This window comes from Bacteroides salyersiae, assembly GCF_031172035.1.
Taxonomy (GTDB): Bacteria; Bacteroidota; Bacteroidia; order Bacteroidales; family Bacteroidaceae; genus Bacteroides; species Bacteroides salyersiae.
In genome coordinates this window covers 2,386,252-2,409,794 of the sequence record NZ_CP133452.1, presented here as the reverse complement: position 1 = coordinate 2,409,794, position 23,543 = coordinate 2,386,252, and the positions used below count along the sequence as shown (strand labels likewise).

The following is a 23,543-nucleotide window of genomic DNA, read 5'->3' as shown; positions in this document are numbered from 1 at the left end:
CGGCAAAAAGTACGTACTATTGCAAACTGAATTCATAACGTACATAATTAAAGAATCAATCATGAAACACACGTTTGTGCATATTTTATGTAAAAAGGTAACCGTATTAATGTTAGGTGTCGGACTGGGAACTACCCTTTCGGCCCAATTACCCTATCAAAATCCGGATCTGACCCCGGAACAAAGAGCAACTGATCTTCTGCAACGTCTGACTGTGGAAGAAAAGATATCGCTCATGCAAAACAATTCACCGGGTATCCCCCGATTGGGTATCCGGCCTTATGAATGGTGGAACGAGGCTCTGCACGGAGTAGCACGTGCCGGACTGGCCACGGTCTTCCCTCAAACGATCGGTATGGCCGCCTCCTTCAACGATTCTCTTGTTCAGAAAGTATTTACCGCCGTATCTGACGAAGCCAGAGCAAAAAACCGTGCATTCAATGATCAAGGACAATACAAGCGTTATCAGGGACTGACCATGTGGACCCCCAATGTCAACATTTTCCGTGATCCACGATGGGGACGCGGACAGGAGACATATGGTGAAGATCCTTATCTGACCAGCCGCATGGGAGTGGCAGTAGTCAAAGGATTGCAAGGACCGGACAGCGCACGTTACGATAAATTACATGCTTGCGCCAAACATTTTGCCGTCCATTCCGGTCCGGAATGGAACCGTCACAGCTTCAATGCCGAGAACATTGCTCCGAGAGATTTATGGGAAACCTATCTACCGGCATTCAAAACCTTAGTACAAGAAGCGGATGTGAAGGAGGTGATGTGTGCCTATAATCGTTTTGAAGGTGATCCCTGCTGTGGAAGTAACCGCCTGTTGACACAAATTCTACGGGACGAATGGGGATTCAACGGAATTGTGGTTTCTGATTGTGGCGCTATCTCCGACTTTTGGGGAGCCAAAAAGCACAATACCCATCCGGATGCCGCCCACGCATCGGCTGATGCCGTCTTAAGTGGAACAGACTTGGAATGCGGCAGCAATTACCGGAAATTGACAGATGCCGTCAAAGCCGGAATCATCAGTGAAGAACAGATAGACATTTCCGTAAAACGATTGCTAAAAGCACGTTTTGAACTGGGAGAAATGGAAGAATCCCATCCATGGGCTCTTCCATACAGTATTGTAGACTGCCCGGAACACCGTCACCTGGCTCTGCAAATAGCACACGAAACCATGACGCTCCTGCAAAACAAAGAAAATATACTGCCGCTCGACAAACATGCCAAAGTAGCCGTAATAGGCCCCAATGCAAACGATTCTGTAATGCAATGGGGAAATTACAATGGAACTCCGTCACATACAAGTACACTTCTATCTGCCCTCCGATCCAAATTACCGGCTGCGCAGCTCATCTACGAACCTGTGTGTGGACTGACTGATGATATTACTTTCAATAGCCTGTTCAACCAGTGCAGTTACCATGCAAAACCAGGTTTTACCGCTACTTATTGGAACAATCCGGACTTTAAAGGAGAAGCGGATGCAACCGTTCAGCTTTCTACTCCTTTTCGTTTCACGACCTTAGGTGCTACTGCATTTGCCCCGGGGATAGAATTAACCGGATTTACCGGCCGTTATCAGACTGTATTTCGTCCGAAAAAGTCGGGCAATGCCATTTTCCGTTTCCAGACAAACGGTGATATCCGGGTAAATATCAATGGAGAAGAAGTAATCAAGACCGGTAATATCAAAAACCCGGAAAATTTATATACTTTACAGGCCCAAGCCGGAAAAAGCTATGAAATCGTCATTGAATTCAAACAGATAAAGGACGGTGCTTATTTCAATTTCGACTTGGTGGAAGATATTCCTCTGAATATGAATGCAACACTTGAAAAGTTGAAAGATACGGAAATCGTAATCTTTGCAGGAGGAATCTCTCCATTGCTCGAAGGAGAAGAGATGAAAGTTTCCGCCGCCGGATTCAAAGGAGGCGACCGGACCGATATCGAACTTCCCGCCGTTCAGCGCAATGTATTGGCAGCACTGAAAAAAGCAGGAAAGAAAGTCATATTCGTCAACTTCTCCGGTTCGGCCATGGCACTGACTCCCGAAACGGAAAACTGTGATGCCATTCTGCAAGCCTGGTATCCCGGACAGGAAGGAGGAACGGCCGTTGCCGACGTACTTTTCGGAGATTATAACCCTGCGGGACGGCTTCCCGTCACTTTCTATAAGAATATGGAGCAACTCCCGGATTTTGAAGATTACTCCATGCAGGGCCGCACCTATCGCTATATGAAAGAAGCACCTCTTTTCCCATTCGGTTACGGACTCAGTTACACCACCTTTACTTATGGTAAAGCCCGTGCGGATAAAAAACGTATTTCAACAGGAGAAAAAATGACGCTTACCATTCCTGTCAGCAACATCGGCAGCAGAGACGGTGAAGAAGTAGTACAGGTATATCTCCGCCGGGAAGATGACCCAGAAGGACCGACAAAAACGTTGCGTGCTTTTAAAAGAGTGGAAATTACCAAAGGAAAGAGCCTGAATGTAAAGATAGAACTACCCTATACAGCTTTTGAATGGTTTGATAACAGCACCCATACCATGCATTCCATGAAGGGAGAATACGAAGTACTATATGGTGGCAGTTCCAGAACCGAGGATTTACAATCGATAAAAATACAAATACAATAAAAACATGAAAAAACTGATTATTGCCTGTTTCACTGTCTTATCAGCTAACAGTGCACAAGCCCAGGAAACCGGAATGAAACTATGGTATGACCGGCCTGCAACCCAATGGGTGGAATCCCTTCCATTAGGAAACGGACGTTTAGGAGCTATGGTTTACGGTGATCCGATACATGAAGAATTTCAATTAAACGAAGAAACCATATGGGGAGGTTCGCCATACAACAATACCAACCCGAAAGCTAAAGAAGCCTTACCACAAATTCGGCAATTGATCTTCGAAGGCCGAAACAAAGAGGCACAAGCACTTTGCGGTCCCAATATCTGCTCGCAGACAGCCAACGGTATGCCGTATCAAACGGTAGGTTCCCTCCATCTCGACTTCGAAGGAATCAGCAGTTATTCCAATTATTATCGTGAGTTAGATATTGAAAAAGCTGTCACCACCACCCGGTTCACCGCCGGAGGAGTGACCTATACCCGGGAAGCATTTACCTCTTTCCCCGATCAGTTACTGATCATCCGGCTGACGGCCTCGGAAAAAGGGAAGCTCTCTTTCACAGCCCGTTACAGTACGCCTTACCAAGAGAATATCACTAAAAGCATCTCCTCCCGGAAAGAGCTTCAAATGGATGGAAAAGCCAATGACCACGAAGGCATCGAAGGTAAAGTGCAGTTCACCGCACTGACACGTATCGAACGGAACGGCGGACACATGGAATCCGTTTCAGACACGTTACTCCGGGTCCGTAATGCCAATAGTGTAACCATCTATGTATCGATAGGTACCAACTTCATAAACTACAAAGATATATCAGGCAATGCCCGGAAAACCGCTCAAACTTATCTGAAAAATGCCGGAAAGAATTATCTGAAAGCCAAAGAAGCCCATTGCGCTACTTACGGAAAGTGGTTCAATCGTGTCTCTCTCGATCTGGGCAGCAATGCACAAGCTGCCAAACCGACCGATGTACGGGTGCATGAATTCGCTTCGGCTTTTGATCCGCAACTGGCCGCTCTGTATTTCCAATTCGGACGGTATCTGCTAATATGCAGTTCCCAACCCGGTGGACAAGCCGCCAATCTTCAAGGTATTTGGAACTATCAGCTACGTGCCCCTTGGGATGGAAAATACACCACCGATATCAACGTGGAAATGAACTATTGGCCTGCCGAACCGACCAACCTGACAGAAATGCACGAACCTTTTCTGCAACTGGTAAAGGAGGTAGCCGAACAAGGCCGGCAAAGTGCCGCTATGTATGGCTGCCGGGGATGGACACTTCATCACAATACGGACATCTGGCGTTCCACCGGTTCTGTAGACGGTCCGGGATATGGTATTTGGCCTACTTGTAATGCCTGGTTCTGCCAGCATTTATGGGATCGTTACCTGTTCTCCGGCAATCGCGATTACCTTGCCGAAGTATATCCACTGATGCGTAGTGCCTGCGAATTCTATCTGGACTTCCTGATACGTGAGCCACAAAACAACTGGTTGGTAGTATCGCCCTCCTACTCTCCCGAAAACCGTCCGTCGGTAAACGGGAAACGCGATTTTGTCGTCGTGGCAGGTGCTACTATGGATAACCAAATGGTAAGCGACCTTTTTCATAACACATTGGAAGCCGCATCCTTGATGGGCGAATCATCCACTTTCATGGATAGTCTGCAAACAGTCGTTCAAAACTTAGCTCCTATGCAAGTGGGACGCTGGGGACAGCTACAAGAGTGGATGGAAGACTGGGATAATCCGAAAGACCGTCATCGCCACACATCTCATTTATGGGGATTGTATCCGGGACGCCAGATCACCCAAAACACCCCCATCCTTTTTGAAGCAGCCAAACGCACACTCGAAGGTCGCGGAGACCATTCCACCGGTTGGTCTATGGGATGGAAAGTCTGTTTTTGGGCACGGCTTCTCGATGGAAACCATGCTTATAAGCTAATTACCGAACAACTCCACCCTACTACCGACGAAAAAGGACAGAACGGAGGAACTTATCCCAACTTGTTCGATGCCCATCCTCCTTTCCAGATAGACGGTAACTTTGGCTGTACGGCAGGAATCTCCGAGATGCTGGTACAGAGTCATGCCGGTAGTGTACATTTGCTACCCGCACTACCCGATGTGTGGAAGAAAGGAAGCGTAAAAGGGCTTCGCTGCCGTGGCGGATTTACAGTAGAAGAACTGAATTGGGAAGACAACCAACTCCAAACAGCCCGTATCACCTCATCCATAGGAGGAACTCTACGTATTTGCACTGCCACCCCGTTATCACTTAACGGAATTGCATTAAAACCGGTAAAGCGTTCCGAATGTGACAATTCACTATTGAAAAGTCAACCGATACGTCGTCCTCTGATTGCCGCCGATGCTCCAATCAATACGACCGTGCAGCCCAAAACTTATCTATATGATATAAAAACGGTAGCTGGAGAAAGTTATCTGATAACGAAAGAAAAATGAATGAATAAATAATTTAAAATCCCCAAAAGAAAGGAGTTAGAAAACCATTAGTCTGCCATCAAAGACTCGTTTTCTAACTCCTTTTATTTTAAATCAGAGATACTTCCAAACTACAAAACATCCATAAGATATAACTTTTTCAGTTCTTTATAATTCTCGATAAAATCAAACTCCAAGAATCCCTTATTATATATAGTATGTTATCCGGATGAACTTCATTTATTATCCATAATCCAACATTTCCTGCAACTATACTATTTTTTCGATTATAATCGTATCAAATGACAGTTCTCAATTAAAACAATCTATATTTCTCTTTATTTCCCCCCTCATTTCCAATAAAAAGCACCAACTTTACAAGTAGCTAAGACAAAGATTCTTTTACCTTATAAAGCCTTGAAATATGAACTATCGCCTATTTTTCTTTTCTATATTTTGGCTTTACTTGAATAACATTCCACTATTTGCCCAATCCCCTCATGTATCAGCCCGATTTGTGGATACAGAGAGAAATCATCCGCATGCCCCAATTCATGAGCAAGCCCAATAACAGGAGGTCTGAGGCCTGATCTTGTTGATTTGGAATTCAAATCAAAATAGATGGTAGAGCCCTGTTTTACTGCCGCATTTCGATAATTCTTTACCGTTACATTTTTTGATATTTCCTTTCATTGCTATCCCATTAAAATCTAAAATTGTTCTTTGAAATATTTGAAATTTAGTTAGTTACAGAGGTTTTCAAAGCGCGATGATTTCAATTTATACCTTTGCATCCCAATAAAAACTGCAATGAATAAAGAGAAATATGTGTTTTCCCAATTTATCTCATTCTTGAACGAAGATAAGTTTCGACGCATTGTCGACAAGTATCACGGGAATCGTTATGTGAAACACTTCACTTGCTGGAATCAACTACTTACTTTGATGTTCGGTCAACTTTCTAATCGTGAAAGTCTGCGAGATTTGATAGTTGCTCTTGAAGCTCATCATTCCAAATGTTATCATTTAGGAATGGGTAAAAAACATATCAAAGTCATCGTTAGCAAGAGCAAATCAAGATAGAGACTATCATACTTTGAAGAATACGCATACTACCTGGTTAGTGAAACACGACAAAAGCGTGTTAATCATATTTTCAAACTTGGTGGCAACGTTTATGCTTTCGATTCGACAACTATTAACTTGTGTCTTTCAGTCTTTTAGTGGGCTAAATTCCGCAAGAAGAAAGGGGATATCAAAGTGCATACATTATATGATGTAGAAACACAGATTCCTGCCTTCTTTCATATCACGGAAGCATCCGTACACGATTCTAAAACTATGATTGACAATCCTTATGAATCAGGTTCTTATTACATCTTTGATCACGGTTATAACAACTTCAAGATGCTATGTAAGATTCATCAGATTGAAGCCTACTTTGTTGCCAAAGCAAAAAAGAACCTCCAATACAAATCCATCAAATGGAAGCGTAGGCTACCCAAGAATGTGCTTTCAAGCGCAAGTGTACTTCTGGTTGGATTCTATCCTAAATAATATTATTCAGAGCCACTTAGACTGATTAAATATTGGGATGAAAAACAAAAAAGGGAATTCGTTTTCATAACCAATGCCACGCATATATCTGCTCTTCAAGTTGCCGAACTTTATAAAAATCGCTGGCAGGTAGAGCAGTTTTCAAAATGGCTCAAGCAGCACCTTGAAGTCAAAATATTTTAGGATATTACAGAGAACGCTGTTCGAATACAGATATATGCTGCAATACCCACTTACTGCTTGGTGGCAATCGTTCAACACGATATACAACTGGATAGAAGTACATACGAAACACTGCAAATATTGAGCATCTCATTGACTGATAAAACTCATCCGAGAGCCCTCTTTGATAAAACTAAATTTCAAAATGACAAAGAACGATTCGGACCAAATGGGCCAAGTTTTTTTTAATTTTTAATTTGTCCCAATTTTAATGGGGCACTAATGATTTTTGAATATAAAAACTTCCCCTTTCCAAGTAATGGTGTCTTTCGATATTTTAGCGTAATCGCCTTTAACATAATATTTTTCAAAAAAAGAATCATCTATTGCAGGGATTTCTATCGAAATATGGTTAATGTTCTTTTCAATTTGATACTCTTGAAATGGATCAAATCCAACTATACCATAAAATAGACCATCAGAAGTATGAGGTATTATATGCTCAGGTACAATATAAAATGTTATTGATTTAACATTATTAGGTAGCATTAACTCTCTACTACTCTTGGAGTAAATTAAATCAAATGTTTTAAAAGTATTAGTATGCACATTTATTTTAAGATTCCCCCTTTGATAAGGTATTAAAAAAGAAACTTTGATACTGTCATTTATAGTAGAATCCAAAAATTGAACTACTTTTAATCCTTTAAATCCAAAAACATTCGGTGGAGTTGAGTTTAATTCAATAAAATTAGCATCAACCCACATAAAAGTACATTTTGCCAATGTATCATTATACCAAACAGGAGTATAAATATGAGGTTCAATGTAATTAAAATTATTTCCTATTATTTCTATTTTTGTTCCAGATTTGCTAAAATAAGTTCCTGATATATCTTTTTGTCCAAACACATAAAGGCTAAAACAAATACAAAGAAACAATAAAGCTCGTACTTTCATATTACTTCCCTCCTCCTATTAATTTTTTTTGCTGTTTAAAGAATTTATTCAAGTCAATAGAATATTGATAAATAACCGGATAAACATGTTTTCCGTCATTTGTTATACCACCCACAGAATGTACATCTATACCTTGTAATCCCCTTCCTCTTAAACTACCAGGGAAAGACCTATCATAGGAGTATTGCATTTTATAGGCTTCAATTTCCATATTTGATACACTTCTTATACCGACTCCTGCATTAAGCAATTCTCCATTAGTGGAAAACCTTAACCCTCCTGCATCCAATGATTGTCGAACATGCGTGACTTCATGTATGGATAGAGCATCCGAAGAAGTTTCAATATAAACCTTTCCATCGCTACCTTGACGCACTTTATGTTTTCCACCACTAATTGAGCTTAAAGCATACACATTGCTTTGATCTGCTCCCAATAGATCAATGTCTGCCTTACTTGTATTCAAGTTTGATATACGGTTATTGGCTTCTGATATTCTGCTTTCAAGTTTACCGATTTGTTTTTCGCTCAAACCTCCTTTGTCAAGTTTATCTTGATTTCTAACTATGTCTTTATTAAGAGAAGTAATTCTATTATCTATATTCCTTTTTAGCCGTTCCGCTTCTTGTGGGTCTTCCCATATCATGCCTGTCGGATCAATAAACCTTACCGGATTATTCGCACAATAAACATATGGACTTATATCATAATACTTTTCCAGCAAAGGATCCATCGTTGAGAATCATGGAACGAGTGTGTATTGCAGGCGAGCACCGGAATCATACATGTTGAAACCATGCATTGACAATTCTTCTTTTCCACAAAACCGGCGATTCTGAATATCATAACCTGTTCTACGGAAAATAGCTCCCGAAGGGAGATATTCCATGCTCTGAAGCACCTCTCCTGTCTCATAATCACAAGTCAAGCGAACGCTGCCCAAATAATCCTTGATATAATAATACCCTCGAATTCGCTTCTCACCTGTAGTATCATTGCGCAAAGAAACATATCCTCCGGGAGTTTCAAGTCTGGAAAGGCGGCCGTCACGAAATAAGAAATCGCCATCCCGCACCTCCTCCGTCTCGGAAGAAGGATCGGATAGAAGTTGCAAATCATCCCAAGGGACAATAAGGGCTGTACGGTAAGTTTTGGTATTCGTACGAACACGACGACCATCCGAAAGATAATCCAGCAGTAATGTATTACCTCCGGGAAAGCAGACGCTGTCCGGTAAATTATGGTTATTATAATGTGCATACTCCACATTTTGTGCAAGATTCCGAGTCTCATTACCATTATCATCATAGCCAAAAGCCCCCTCCGGTTCCCAGGAATGATAAAGAAAAGAATAAGCATCCGGCCAACGGGAGGAACTATGGTCATAAGAAGACTTAAAATGATTGCCGGTATATTCGAAAGAGAGCACATTGACATCTCCCAATGGCGTTTGCCGGGTCAAAGTACGAATATTTCCCATAATGTCATAGCCCATACTCTCTTTGAAACGTAAATAACCGGTACCGTCATAAGTATACATAGCCATATCGCACAGGGATTGCCGGTCTCCATAAGACAAAAACATGCGGTAACTATTGTCCAGCTGCCGAATAGAAACCGCAGAGATGCGCCCGTTAAAATACTCGTTCCAAAAACAAGAAGGCACATCCGAATAATGCAATGTCTGCGAAAAACGGGCGCTTTCCAAACCGCCCAATTTACCGTCGGTACGATAGACCGTGGAGATCCGTTCGCCAGAAGTGATCTGCTCGAAAACCGGACGGCAGAATTCGTCATAGGTAAGCTCACGGGAAGGGAAAGTCCGGCTTTGATTAGTCCGACCGTCAGAAAGAGATACTGTAAGAGCAGAAGCCGTCTCACGACCACCGTTATCATAATGATAAGACATATCCGAAAGGCAGGTTCCGTCAGGACTCACAAAACGCCGGTTAATGAGGACAGGAGCGTTGAGTTCATTATATTCGGTAAAAGTATAAGTAGTAGCACGGCTGACAGCATTGTAGATACTACTCCCTATAAGACGCTTACGCTTATCGTAACTGAAAGACTGGAGTTCGCCGGTACCCTCTCCATCATTCAATGACAAATAACAACCAGTTAATAATGATTGACAAGAGGAATAAGCGCCTTGAGGGCGAACCACATTCAAAGAATGGAAAAGAGGTAAGGAAAGAAAAGATTCCGTATCATAGTAAGAAACCTTCGTGATACGAGGAGATTCCCCGAGAGGAAAGCGGTTTGTATAACCGAAAGTACCTGTACCATCATAGGATTCACATACCAGTGTATCCATATAGCTACGCACCAACTCATGATGTGAGTTGGAATTCCGAACAGTGCCTTCCAAAATGATCCGGTCCAAAAGATCGTACTTGCAGAAACTCCACTCGCTGCGGAAACGCTGGTTGGGGCTTTGACTGAGAATCATACGATGGTCGCCGTCGTAAACTTTATAATACCAACCGGCACCGGGCAGCTTTGAAGAAATACAATTATTAAAATAGTCATATTCATAAAAGTACGCATAGTGATCAAGCAGATTACCGGAAGCCAACACATAACTTCCGGCAGATGACTCCCAATTCTCAGATACTGCGGGAGGAAGAACACAAACCAACTGGTCGAAACGATCATAAAGGAAATAAGTGTCATATGTATAATCCAAACCGACATGCCGTTCCAAGACCACTTTTTCGTGAGCATTTGTAAAAACATAATCACTTTCACCATCCTCGTTTGTACGTTTCACGCAAGTAAGACTACCGTCAGGATAATTTCCGTTTCTCGTCACCATAAAACCAGAAAGGGTATAATGAGTCACACAAAGGAAACCGGTTGAACCTGCATTCAATAAATACTCCGTTGTAACAGATCGCCCGGGAGTATTACGCCCTATTTCGGCTGTAACACGATTCCAAACAGAAGGCTCGTATTCATAGTCCACATGGTAATGGTCTTTATACGGAGAAGAATCGAATGCAGATGCCTGTTTATAAGAACCGTCCGAACTGTCAAAAGGCAATAATTGCCACTCCCGTTGGCAACGCCCGACATGATCATACACAATAAGATCAGCCATATCTTTTCCAGAGGGCGTAATGCCATGGTGCACCGTTTGAACCAAGCGTCCACCCGAATCGTAATAGGCTGTACTAACCAACGCATTGCTTTCATTCAAGGAAATACCCGGAGAGACCGGCTCTTTAGGGACATAGGTACGGACATAATTCGACTGTCCACAAAGATCGGAAAGAAAAGAAATGAAGATGCAAGACAAAATGCACCTGAGAAAAAGGGAATGATTAATACTCCGTCGCATATTTGTACTCTGTTTTACGTAATACATGTTCCTGTTCTCCTGTCTCTATCACTTCGCACAGCCGGTTGAATTCATCATACGTATAACGGTAAGTCACTCCACGGGCGTCAGTCTGGGAAACAATCCCTACCAATGGTTCATACCGGGTTGTCACAACCTGTGCATTAGGCAACCGGCTCCGCAACTGATTCAACAAACGCCAGTCTTCCTCCGTCGGCTCCTCACGAGAAGCAATCAAGTCGGGAACAATTCCCTGAGACTTCACCTCTTCTAATGAAGACCCGTCAATTTGGGCTATGATGTGTTGTCCCTGATATCCCCATATCAATACAACAGAGCGCCCTTGACGGGTTTGCATCGAAACCGCTTGCCCATTAGCACTGTAAGAAGAGTAAATAAGTTCCGGCACTCCCAAGTTCTGGTCCACATTTCCAGTAAACTCAGGTGGAAACGAATATCCCTCTTTATTATAATGCACATATTCCTTCCACGGTTTTATATAAGAATCCTTATAATGCAAGTGATGCAACCGCTTGACCAGAACTCCATCCGTATAGAAAGATTCCTCAATGGGAACAGTTACCAGATTATTCTGCTGAAAAATGCCGTCATTGTAGTTAGGATAATCAATAGAATAACGAATCGTATGCTCTTCCTTCGGATGTCCGGTTTGCGTAACCGTCGACTTGTTCACTAAAAAATTAGAAGAATTATACTCATAAGTCGTATATTTGTTGAAAGAAAGGCTGTTCTCTTTGCCAGGAATATGACTATAATAAGATTCATTACAATTCAGCAAAGGAATGTGATAACCTTCTACATTATATCCATATCCATGTCCATTCTCATCAACCTGCAAACCTTTCAACCGAAAAATCATCCGTTTGTCATATTTATAAGATTTGGCAGATAAACTTTTCCCATCTGCCAAGACTCCTTGCCAAGACAATTTTCCATTTAACGGCATCGGAATACTGGGGTCTTTCCAGTAAACCAAAGCAGGTTCCGCCAAATTATAAAAATTACTCGTCTCACAAATACTCTTGCCCTTATCCTCTTTCGTCACACTCACCTCCGTGTATCCCATAAAATAACTATTGTATGGATTCTCTAAAGGACGAACCGCCGACGAATTATATTCAATAAACTGATAACGGCCAACAATATTATTAGTCCCTATAGAGGATACGACATCAAGTATACCGGTCGTAGAATATTCAGCATTCCTGTGAAGAAGTCCCGAACAAAGTCCTCTTGCCCGATCCCGATATACAAACTTACGTGTAGATAAGGGAGATTTTATTTCCGCAACACGTACCCCTCCGACAAAAGGTTCACGATTTACCCAACGGGCTTTATATCGTTTCACCTGAATAGTAAGACGCCCCCACTCCGCCGTTCTCGCTGTGATAGTGGCGCTTTTCATCTTCTCAAGGCACTTCAAACGGGTTGTAAATGTATATTGCTCATGTATCTTGCTGCCTGTATTCTGAAGTCCTTCCGGAAGGCCATATTGATGAAAAGAAGGCATATCCAATTCAAACAAGCAAGTATTTTTTTCCACTTCATAGCCATATCCCTCTCCTTTACCGTCATATGTACAAACTACATCTATGTACCCATCGAAAGGAAAATCAAAACTAATTGTTTTTTCAGTCTCATTATAATCTTTTACAAGAGTAACCACTTGGGCAGAATCTTCCACTTGCCATTCATATTCATATTGAGACCACACTTGATTAGGTTCATATTGAAACTCCGTCCTTCCCTCCAAAGGAGAAACCAATCCGGTCAACATCCAAGTTCGAGACAGTGAATTTGATTCACGCATATCCTTAGGGCCTGCAAGGTGTTCTTCTCCTTCCTTAATACAAACCTGAGATTTTATTGGATAAATATAACAATATTGTTTCCCATTCTCTGTTCTCCATTCTCTTTCGTAATGATAGTAATCCTTGCGAGCCACAAAAGGGACAAAGGGAAATACCTCTTTAGAACTATCATACCCGTTATAATACCCCCATTTATCACAACAAAAACTATTTTTCATGGGCAATGCATCGGACATCTCATATTCCATGCGATATTTTTGTTTTGTTTCTCCTGTTCCTTGTATTGAAACGGAATCTAATTTTAAACGGTGAGTCAGATACTTTGCCGTATTATCTCCAACTTTTCCACTTGATCCTCTTCCCTCAAAATAGGAATGGTGAAATGTGTAAGACAAGTTGGGAACCGATTTATTCTTTGCATAAAGAAGAATCTTTTCCAGTCTTTTAGGGCGTTTAGCAGAAGTATTTCCACGCGGGACACGAATATCCAGACGTACATCGTCCGAGGGTACCAAATCTAAAGAACCGTCTTTCCACACAATCCTTCTCAACACAGGTTCACAATCCGTCAACTCCATAGAAACAGAAGTCGTGGATTCAGGTCTCATTGTTCGAAATTCATTCCAAGTAATACCCGGATTCGAAAAAAGATCCTCTGATATCATCCTGAGTTCCTTCAGCGAATGATTTATAGGACTTAAATAAGAATCGAAATATATGTCATACTCAAAGGTTATGACATCACCGGTCGGATACTCGATACGAGTGAGCAGCCACGAAGATATTGTCCGTGTCTCCGAATCAAAATGATCCGGCTCAAAAGCGGAAGCCTTACCCGGATATGATCCTACATGCTCATCAATTGCCTCCCCATACACCATTCCATAACTTTCCTTTGTTTCCCGGATACCGAAAACGTATTTCACATTTTCAGGAGTAACCACCACAAAGCTCCCATCCATTTCATCTCCTTGATACTCTATACGAAGATTTCCCTCCGGGTCTGCCAGAAGAAATTTGGGTACTATACTTGAACTTCCCGCGCCCTTATTCGCATAAAACTTACCGGAAAATCCATCAAAATTATAATGAAAAATATCCGGTTCGTAATCTTTCCGATCATGATATACCGAATACCAAATATATTCGGAATCTTCGTTCGGAATCGTATCCGTTTGCGTCCAATACCCCTTAAGATCATCCCAACCACGAACAGAGCGGGAAATAGCTCCACCAGCATGAATACTCCACCCCAAACCGATCCGACTGGCTTCCTGCCCCACTTTAATCCCTGAGGCATGATAACGTAACGATATGGGCAAACTATAATTACCTACACGAATAGTATAAATAGGAATACTTATATCCGGGACTCCGGTATATAAAGATACGGGAATTTCCGAATACTCCATCAATGAATACGCTTCCGGAGAAGGTGTATAGTTTTTCAAAACAATCTCCTGCGTCTGTCCTTGAATATCATTACCCCAATATAAGAAAACAAATAAGAGGAAAAGCATGCATGTCTTCATAATACATTTACAGGTTATCTATTCTTCAATATCTTTTCACTGTTAACTTCACCGTTAATAATAACAGATAATAAATAATCTGCTGATGGTAAAGAGGTTAAATCAAATGTTTCCTGATACATACCGGCATCACATTCCGACAAGGTTTTCTGAAACAAACAAATGCCCGATAAGGAACAAAGTAACAAATCCACACTGCTTGGACCATCAAGAAGAATATCTATCTTTAGCAGTCCTCCATCTGGAGAGAAATAACTGTTATATGCGTAATTTCCCGATTTTTTTCCAAAGCTTTTTTTCTTTGTATAAAGTTCCTCTTCGTCTCTTTCTGCTTGCGTGGCAAGTGTCTCACGAACGGCCATGTTTACCCGATCCTCCGACAAATATTTCTGTTCCTCCACAGGATAATAATAAGAACGTTGAAAATGCCGGACAGGAATACCGGAAGCACAAACAAAAGTCTGTACAGTTTCAAAAACCGGATATCTGTAACCGGGAGCATACCACCGATAAGCATCTACCCGCCAGGTAATACTATCATGAGTAAGATGATAAATAAGTGAATCTTTCGAATAGGAAGACGTTTCTCCAAAACTCAATATAGCCGGAGAAGAAGCTATGCGCTGTCCTGTCCGGACAGATTCATGGACACGCAAGACATCAGACAATACTTCACCGTCAGGCAAAAACAGTATCCCTTCCGCATCCGCTTTACGGACTGTTTCACCATAGACAGCCAAATTCAATGTATGACTATATTTTCCTTCTCCGTAATAAAAAGAACAAATAGAATCCGAATAAGTCAAAGGATAATGCATAATTAATTCGGGAAGCAAATGACGCATCTGTAATAATTGATTGAAATAACCGACACATAGCAATGAATCGCCGGAAAAACGATACTGATAAGTAGCATTCATTCCAGAACAGGTAAACAAACTGTCCATTCGGTCATAAGATTCCCGATATTCATTTTCCAACGGAGTTAACTCACTGAAATCCCAAACAACATTTTTTCCGCTTCGCCCCGGAGACTTATACTGTACCTCCTGTTTAAGAATGACATCGCCCTCCCTAAACATATGAGTATCTTGCTGTAAAACGGTTTGTGCCTGCGCAGCTGCCATTCCTCCGGAAAAGAGTAATGGCAATAGCTGACTTTTCACTTTAAAATCCATGACATGGCATTTAAGGTTAAAACTGTCACCCATCTGTAAAGATAAAAAGCCGGGTAACTTTTATATATAATACAGCCGAGAAAAGAATTATACTAAACAAAACTACTTTAGAATACAAAATCTTTAATTTTTATATTCACATTTATATTCCTCCTTAACTGCCAAGTCAAAAATTGTGCTTTCCTAATTATGGATAACCTACCTATCCGCATTGATAAAGCACACATATATATAAAAGTTGTTTCTTCCTAAAATTAATCTATCTTTATAGGAAGTAAATTCTTTCTCAGTCAAAGAAAAACTATAATTGAAACTTTTGATTATAAAAGAAAAAGAAGAAGAAGTTTTCTACCTACAGAAAGGTAGTTTATATCGAATCAAAAGGCAACTTTTTATTCATATTACAAAAGTATATATTCCTATACCACAGAAGTATACATTCTTATATAGAAAGAGTGTACACTTTTGTATAGTAATAGTGTACACTCTTATTTGCCTCATCATAAGGCTTATAAACATCTGATTATCAAAGGAGAAACAATATTCATTCAAGTACGTTCCACCTGCTGTATCTCAGACAGTTCAAAACATAATTTTAACGGAACGGTCACCTGCTTTCAATACAAATACTCCTTTCAATGAGGGAAGTATCAAAGTTACCTTATCGCTCGTGCTCGTCATGCTTCTCACTACACAACCGTCTACACTTGCTAAAATAACAGGAACACCGGCAGAAACACCCAGAACAGACAGTTCATTTCCATTAATCAGAACTTGAAGCCGATTATCGACCGTCTCATTCCGGACTCCCGTACCTTTTGATGCAGTGGCCGGTTCACTCAAGCTACCGTATTCATTGGCAGCTTTCACTTGATAAGCGGAAGCATCTTTGCCGGATGCAGGAACATTAAAGAAGGTATCCTTAGTCATTCCTATCATTTCATCATCGCAGAACACCAGATAGCAAATAGCATATCGGGATGCCTTCCAAGAAAGCTGCTCACCATCTAAAACAAGATCATCCGGTTTATCCACTTTCTCCATAAACATTCTCGGGTTCCAGTTGTCATTCTCACAAATCACATTTTCGTAGGTGTATTTCACTACCTCTTCGGCTGTCAGCACGGCCTTGCAACTACCGGTCTGTCCGTCTCCATGTGTATAAGTAGTCTTACGATTATTCAAATCAATCGGATTACCGTCTTTGTCCATACTATTGTATTCGGCAAACAGAGCAGGAACTGCTCCCATATCAGTCCATCCTTCGGGAGCAATCGGAATATTCATGGTCGTATTCAGATATACGGTAATAGGAGAATTGTGCCAGGGACGACCTAACTTTTGCTTACCATCAGCAGCCGAAGCATTACCATCTACCGTACAATGATCGAAAATATACCCCCATCGTGTACCCGCTCCATGGCTGGGAGCTACAATAACAGCACCACTACGCAAATTATAGAAGGTTGTCTTCTCGACATAGGCATTACCGCCACCATAGAAATAGTCGACAGCACCCTCCAGCCAACAATCGGTGACATACGTACGGTGATTATTGTCATTTGCAGAAGAGGTCATCCAAGTATCCTGATAAGAGCGGAATTTACAGTTAAAGAAAGCCGAACGGTCATTCTGCGTACTCATTGCAAGTGCTTGCGGGCCGGCCTGGCTATCAATACCCCAGTCGTTCACATAAGAAATATTCTCCGAGTAGAAATCCGTTGAATTTATTTTCACGACTGTACCTTCAAACTGATAAACTTCGGATGCCGGATTATGAACGGAATATTTCCAGAACTCATCATTGTCACCCTCTGCAGGCTTACCACCTACATTCAGTTTATGATGAATAATTGTCTTCTCTTTATCTTGCCCGATTAAATGAATGAATGATTTTTCTTTCGGCACAATCACCTGTTCTCTATAAGAACCGTTTTTCACAAAGATGAGCCATGGCATCGAACGTCCGGCCGGTGCTGCATCGATGGCAGCCTGTACGGTTGTATAATCTCCTGTTCCATCTGCAGCAACAATGGCGTCGAACACACGTGCAATAGGATCGGGACGCGGCACCGTAGAGAAATGAAGTGTCACTCCGGGGAAAGAATTACCTACAAGATTGGTAACGGCTCCTTCCGGTAATACAAATTCATACTGAGTACCATAAGACAGATTCTTATAAGTATAAGAAGCGGTCTTACTACCGAAAACCGGAGTTATCGTCTCTCCATTGAATACAACCGGAACAGTACCGGCTTTCACTTTTTTATCAAATGTAAAAGTGATAGTTCCGTTGGCAGAGGCAGTAGACGAACCTTCGACCGGGGTAGTACTCAATAATACAGGAGGTTCCGGATCAGCGTCATTCGGATCAGCATATACAAAGAGATTGGCCAGATAAAAACCCTCGGTAGCATTATCGGCAGGCTGCCCCAACAATTCACTGCTCAAATCGGGTATCCAACGAATATAGATTGTAGATTTCTCTTCCTCTGTCAACGTTACAGGCAACACGGCATCACAAGCGATCCATTCCGTACTGATTTTTCCGGTCATGTCAATCGTTGCAAGATCAAAGAACGTCGTACCATCCGTAGAATACTGCATCTTTTGTAATTTGTGTACGCATTCATTATCTGCAGCGATCATAGACTTCACATGGATATTATTATATTCACGGGCCGAAAATTTAGCCTGGAAATAACGGGGAGCTGTCTTGATATCGGCTGCAGCTGTATAGCGGCGGGCACAATCATAAGTTACACCACCGAAAGTACGGTTACTACCTCCCCAATTGGTAGAGCTTCCGTCGTAATTGTATAAACTCAGGTTTCCGGTATTATCCGTCTGATAGTAATAGTCTCCCGGACGATTGCCACGAGGTTCGGATACGGCGAAATCCCATCCGACAATAAACGGAATCACATCGAAAGCAGCAGTCAATTCCCGATCGGCATCCATAATCACCTGGCGCGATACCTCGCTGGACTGATCCTCCCAATACATAAAAGAAGTAACCGGATTATTCACTATAGTAACTGTTACAATAGTTCCTTTCTCATAACGGTTTCCTTCTGCCTCCGGACTCAATGTCACTTTTCCCCATTTTGCACCATCTCCGGTTAAGTTAACGGTCAAAGTCTGCATATCCATGGCATCAAATACAGCTACCACCTTCATATCTTTATCTATTTGGAGGGTCGCCGGATTTTCCGTTGAAAGAGTTTCACCCGATTCATCCTGCCAAAGTTTGAAACGGAAACCATAATTGGACGTAGCGGTGAATGTTGCATTGTCTCCTTTTTCGACAGCAATACTAACCGGTGAAACACTACCGGCCTCTTCGGGTAAAGCAGCAGTCTCTACATGTACAGCATTTCCCAATGACTTTATCCAGCGAGGATCACCTACACACTGGCCATCCACACCGGCAGTAGCCAGTGGAGAACCGGACAGGATCGTAAAATCACCGTTGTCCGGATCAGGGAAACTTAAAGCAGACAGCCCCAGACCTTCCAAGGTAAGATCATTCACCTGTTGCGAGACGGCATTACTAACTTTATAACCTCCATAATTGACTATCAGGTTATTTTCCCCTATCACATTACCCCCGGTAGCTTCCAGTAAACTCGGAGTTTGTCCTGCTACACCCGGTTCGGCTATGATATTGTTACGAAAAACATAATTGGAATTAACACTGTAATTTTTGGACGTTTTACAAAGTGCACGATCGGAGCTCTTTGCCCATTTATATACCGTATTGTTTTCGAACAAAAACTCCATTACATTATCCGTATCCGAAGCATTGGCTAAGAAAAAACTCTCCCCACCCGGATAATTATACAAGGTAGAGTTACGTACGGATACTTTACGGACAATGTGCTTTGGATATAGGAAGTTCCAACCTTTATCACCACAATTGCGGATGACACAGTTGGCAAACTCTATCTCACCAATGCTATATCCATTATTATTAGTGCGAATAAAACAACGGTTCACAGATTCAATCGTACAATTAAGAACCCGGATGGCAGCAATATCGCCTACCTTATCTACGCTGATAAAATAATCACCGGACGGAACGATTTTCAAACCGTCAAAAATCAATCCGCCATTCATAATTGCCTCATCATTACCGGATACACCGAACCGGATCTCCGGAAGCTCTGTTGCAGAAGCAGACTTCAAAGTAATTGTTTTTCCGGAAGGAAAGGTCACGGATGAAGCATATATACCCGGTTCGAGCAATAAAACATCTCCATCACCTGCATTGGTATACGCATCATTAAAAGTTATCGGATCCACAGATATCTCTGTCGCTCCCAAATAAGAAAACAGAAATAGAAAACAAAGAAGAAAATGTGTTCTCATGATTCAATTTTTTAGTTTAACAATATAGATATAGAAACCTACCAGATTGCAATATTAACGCAACCCTAATCGTTTAAAGGGGAATAATTAGCAGAATAGGAGGATTTTTAAAGTAAGTAGTTAAGGGAAATACATAAGATAAGCTATTTCTATTTAGCCGACTCATCACTTAATCACTTAACCACTTACTATTTACTATTTAAACACTTAATCACTCAGTTACTTACTACTTAACTACTTAACTACTTGACTACTTAACTACTATTACATAGCCTTATTCTGATTTTCCGTAATATCGCTGACAAGACTGTTCAGATAAACTTCCAAATTAGTATATCCATCTTCACTCAATGTAGTCGTAATACCATCGGAAGCATCATTCGGATTCAATCCGTTGGCAGTCTCCCATACATCGGGCATACCGTCTCCGTCCGTATCTTTCAAAGCATCAGCCGCCACACCGCCGTCACTCAACTCGGGCCATGGACTTGCCTGCCCTGCGGGCATCACATCCGAAGGCAAATCAATTAATCCGGGAGCATTAGCCGCACCTTCGGTAACACTACCTATATAAGTAGCCGTACCGTCTTTAGTCTCTTTAGCAATACGCTCGTCAATAATATCCCGTTGTTTTGAACATCCTGCATAAGCCACTACCAGATTGAAAGCCTGCTCTGCGGTATGAGTAGTAATGACATCGGTTTCCAAAGGAGCATCCAGACGAATCGTATCACGTGTAACAGTAGTAAACAAACCGTCACATTTACTATTGTCAATCTGTTCGTAGATACCTTTTGTCCAATTATCATTCGTTACTTCATCACTTCCTTCCACCACATTTCCATCTACGAAGAACTTTCCCCAGACATGCAGCATGGGAGCAAATGACGGGAAAGTCTCGATATATTCCGTAGTACGGATGCCAATGCCGGCAATACGATAGCGAACTGCTTTATTCTTAGGAGTGGCAGGTCCCGGTTTATAATAATTGTTGACGATATTCACTTTCATGCCTTCACCACCGTAACATCCGTTTCCGGCCCAATTATAGAATACATTGTTCCGTAAATCCATATGTTCGCGTTCCTGTGTAAACGGACGTGGGCCAAGGCGCGGGACACGACTTTCATGATGAGCCATCAAATTGTGATGATAAGAAGCGCCGGCACCTCCCCAGTTGCCACCATATCCATGTTTGCCTTTTCCATGTCCGGCAGTACGAAGGCTTTCGGAAATAATGCACCACTGGATCGTCAGATTCTCGCCACCATATACCGAACAACATTCATCCACCGACCAACTGATGGAACAATGGTCCACAATCACGTTTTTATTCTCCATTCCTCCCAATCCGTCAGGTTCTCCGCCGGATTCATTACCTACACGGAAACGAAGATAACGAAGAATGACGTTGTCCGCTTTAATCGTGACCAGATATTTGGCAATACAGATACCTTGTCCTGGCGCTGTCTGTCCTGCAATCGTCAAATCACCGTTGGAAATGGAAAGATCCCTATCCAGAAAGATGGTACCGGCCACATCAAAAACAATCGTACGTGCTCCGCTTTGCGAAACAGCATGCCGCAAAGTTCCGGATTGTGTTCCATCTGCAAGAGTAGTCACATGATATACTTTTCCACCACGGCCACCGGTGGTATTCCTTCCGAAACCTTCGGCACCGGGGAAAGCACAAAGTTCTCCCGATGGCTCGGGTTCTGGTTCCGGCTCTTCCACAGAAGTACCCGGTTTTACGGGACTGTCAAAAAATTGATTGGTCTCGGTGCATCCCCCACATACTAATGTGAGGAATGCTGCGCTAATACTAAATATCAATGTCTTATTCATTTTCGTTCGTTTAAACTGATTATTACTATTACCACCATCTCGGGTCACCGGCAGTTTCCTTACCGGGGAACTTAGCCGTCGACTTCAAATGGAAATCACCATTTGCAGGATCGACAAACAAATCTTCCGACGTTCCGCTATACGGAGTGATATCGGTAAATCCATAACGGTCTATAATGATATCCGAAGTCATATAAGAAGACGTGAAAAGGAAATAAGTGGAATAATTGCTATAGGTAGCATTAAACTTCTGCCCGTTGTTCGAACCGGCAAAGATCGTATTGGTAACAGATATTGCACCGGGTTGCTTGTCAATGCGATAATAGTTTTTAGTAGCAAACGTATTATTATAAACAATACACTGATCCATCACCACCTTTTCAATTCCATCGTTGAGCTGCATCAGACTTCCCATCTCGGTCAGAGTAGATTTTGTGACCGAAACCAAGCCCACACGGGTCTGTGCCTTTCCAAAGACAATCATGCCATACCCATCGTGTGCAATATCGGTAATCATACAATCATCGAACAGAATCTCATCTATTTCAAGTTTATCGGTATTGAAACGCAATATACTACGATTATAATGAGCAATCGTACAACCCGTAAAACTGATAGACCGGAAACAGCTTGAATTACCGATACCGAACAAATAATTCTTTCCGTCGTTCAGACCGTCCAAATGAACGTTTTCAAAAGTGATGCCATTCATAACTTCTTTCAAGGAAATAGTCGGAATTTCCAATACCGGCAGTTCACCGGCATCAGAGGCAACCCCTACAAAGACCAGATTCTCAATGCCACCCGGTATGGTCACCGAACCGGAATTATACGTCACTCCACCTTCAAACACCAATGAAACATCCGTCACTTTACGGGCGGCACAGTCATCCAACAAATAGGTAATCGTATCTGCTTCGGTAACATGAATTACTTCACCGCTCTGCATACCCGATGTACGGAATTTAATTTCTCCCCGTTTCACTTCTCCGTCAAAAGCCTGAGCCATATAGCCCGTACCACCGACCAGACCGGATACCACTATACTACATGCATCTACCATCTCCTGTGTCAACGGAATCTCTCTCGGATTAGAAAGTCCATCGTTTTCATCTCTTTCCGAGATAACCAGATGAGTGAGCGATTTCACCGGTGTCCAGGTCAGAGTCACATTATCTATTTCCGGGGTAGCTTTCGTAAAGATCTGTTCTTCCGGAGTCTGAAAGAAGAAACTGACATATCCGGACTGACGTCCGCTGATACTGCTGATAGCTTTCATACGTACGGAATACTTTGTGACTCCTTTCAGATCTTCAAAAATCGTACGATATTCGGTTTTCATCTGAGTAGTCGATTCGGCAAACGGTGTCAGAGTATCCGCCTTGATAGTAACCGTCCGGGTTATGTTCTGAAACAACATACTGTCTTCACTGAACTCAAAAATGTAATCTGTGGCGTTCACCACTTTCGTGTAACCAATCTCGATGGAGGTAGGCATTACTTTTTTCTCTTCGAAAGTCAACGAACGGAACAAACCGTCCTGGCTCCCGTCCACCGGCCAATTGTTTACTTCATCTTCGCAGGCAGCTGCCAGAAGCAACATACAGGAAAGAAAAGCATATATAATTTTTGTCTTCATATCTTCTGTAGAATAG

11 protein-coding genes and 1 pseudogene are annotated in these 23,543 nt (G+C 42.0%); 4 read left to right on the top strand and 8 right to left on the bottom strand.

What is annotated here, in order from left to right:
- The first annotated feature begins 109 nt into the window (after window positions 1-109).
- From xyl3A to RB604_RS08665, 4 genes and pseudogenes are all read left to right on the top strand, one after another.
- Window positions 110-2,662, top strand: a complete 2,553-nt coding sequence (gene xyl3A / locus RB604_RS08680; RefSeq protein ID WP_122281990.1) for a xylan 1,4-beta-xylosidase — start codon at window positions 110-112, stop codon at window positions 2,660-2,662.
- Window positions 2,663-2,666: 4 nt separating this feature from the next.
- Window positions 2,667-5,132 carry a glycoside hydrolase family 95 protein gene (locus tag RB604_RS08675; protein ID WP_007478638.1) on the top strand — a complete coding sequence of 822 codons (2,466 nt, stop codon included), beginning with the start codon at window positions 2,667-2,669 and terminating at the stop codon, window positions 5,130-5,132.
- Between the two features lie 789 nt (window positions 5,133-5,921).
- Window positions 5,922-6,194, top strand: coding sequence for a DUF4372 domain-containing protein (locus RB604_RS08670; RefSeq protein WP_005925476.1), 273 nt, complete (start codon window positions 5,922-5,924; stop codon window positions 6,192-6,194).
- Between the two features lie 177 nt (window positions 6,195-6,371).
- Window positions 6,372-6,851: pseudogene (locus tag RB604_RS08665) on the top strand (IS4 family transposase).
- A 258-nt stretch (window positions 6,852-7,109) separates the two neighbouring features.
- Here RB604_RS08665 and RB604_RS08660 read toward each other — a convergent pair.
- The 8 genes from RB604_RS08660 to RB604_RS08625 form a co-directional block, all read right to left on the bottom strand.
- A complete protein-coding gene (locus RB604_RS08660) occupies window positions 7,110-7,790 on the bottom strand; it encodes a ubiquitin family protein (RefSeq protein ID WP_005925479.1) in 681 nt (226 codons plus the stop codon).
- Between the two features lies 1 nt (window position 7,791).
- Entirely contained in the window at window positions 7,792-8,523 is a 732-nt protein-coding gene (locus RB604_RS08655) for an RHS repeat-associated core domain-containing protein (protein WP_229103558.1), read from the bottom strand.
- 9 nt (window positions 8,524-8,532) lie between these two features.
- Entirely contained in the window at window positions 8,533-11,130 is a 2,598-nt protein-coding gene (locus RB604_RS08650; RefSeq protein ID WP_229103557.1) for a DUF6443 domain-containing protein, read from the bottom strand.
- Complete coding sequence (locus RB604_RS08645) at window positions 11,114-14,494, bottom strand: RHS repeat domain-containing protein (protein ID WP_007478642.1); 3,381 nt, start codon at window positions 14,492-14,494, stop codon at window positions 11,114-11,116. Before RB604_RS08645 ends, RB604_RS08650 begins: the two co-directional genes overlap by 17 nt.
- A gap of 14 nt (window positions 14,495-14,508) precedes the next feature.
- Entirely contained in the window at window positions 14,509-15,672 is a 1,164-nt protein-coding gene (locus tag RB604_RS08640) for a hypothetical protein (protein ID WP_055293667.1), read from the bottom strand.
- 582 nt (window positions 15,673-16,254) lie between these two features.
- Window positions 16,255-20,043: a pectinesterase family protein gene (locus RB604_RS08635; protein ID WP_055293580.1), complete on the bottom strand. Its 3,789-nt coding sequence runs from the start codon at window positions 20,041-20,043 to the stop codon at window positions 16,255-16,257.
- Window positions 20,044-20,307: 264 nt separating this feature from the next.
- Window positions 20,308-21,888 carry a pectate lyase gene (locus RB604_RS08630; protein ID WP_082430597.1) on the bottom strand — a complete coding sequence of 527 codons (1,581 nt, stop codon included), beginning with the start codon at window positions 21,886-21,888 and terminating at the stop codon, window positions 20,308-20,310.
- Window positions 21,889-21,916: 28 nt separating this feature from the next.
- Window positions 21,917-23,527 (bottom strand): DUF5123 domain-containing protein, encoded by a 1,611-nt coding sequence (locus RB604_RS08625; RefSeq protein WP_005925496.1) that lies wholly within the window; start codon window positions 23,525-23,527, stop codon window positions 21,917-21,919.
- Window positions 23,528-23,543 lie beyond the last annotated feature (16 nt).

Coding starts and splice junctions, on each gene's coding strand:
- RB604_RS08640 (WP_055293667.1), bottom strand. CDS start 15,672: ATGGATTTTAAAGTGAAAAGTCAGCTATTGCCATTACTCTTTTCCGGA.
- RB604_RS08645 (WP_007478642.1), bottom strand. CDS start 14,494: ATGAAGACATGCATGCTTTTCCTCTTATTTGTTTTCTTATATTGGGGT.
- RB604_RS08670 (WP_005925476.1), top strand. CDS start 5,922: ATGAATAAAGAGAAATATGTGTTTTCCCAATTTATCTCATTCTTGAAC.
- RB604_RS08675 (WP_007478638.1), top strand. CDS start 2,667: ATGAAAAAACTGATTATTGCCTGTTTCACTGTCTTATCAGCTAACAGT.
- RB604_RS08625 (WP_005925496.1), bottom strand. CDS start 23,527: ATGAAGACAAAAATTATATATGCTTTTCTTTCCTGTATGTTGCTTCTG.
- RB604_RS08650 (WP_229103557.1), bottom strand. CDS start 11,130: ATGCGACGGAGTATTAATCATTCCCTTTTTCTCAGGTGCATTTTGTCT.
- RB604_RS08655 (WP_229103558.1), bottom strand. CDS start 8,523: ATGGATCCTTTGCTGGAAAAGTATTATGATATAAGTCCATATGTTTAT.
- RB604_RS08635 (WP_055293580.1), bottom strand. CDS start 20,043: ATGAGAACACATTTTCTTCTTTGTTTTCTATTTCTGTTTTCTTATTTG.
- RB604_RS08630 (WP_082430597.1), bottom strand. CDS start 21,888: ATGAATAAGACATTGATATTTAGTATTAGCGCAGCATTCCTCACATTA.
- xyl3A (WP_122281990.1), top strand. CDS start 110: ATGTTAGGTGTCGGACTGGGAACTACCCTTTCGGCCCAATTACCCTAT.
- RB604_RS08660 (WP_005925479.1), bottom strand. CDS start 7,790: ATGAAAGTACGAGCTTTATTGTTTCTTTGTATTTGTTTTAGCCTTTAT.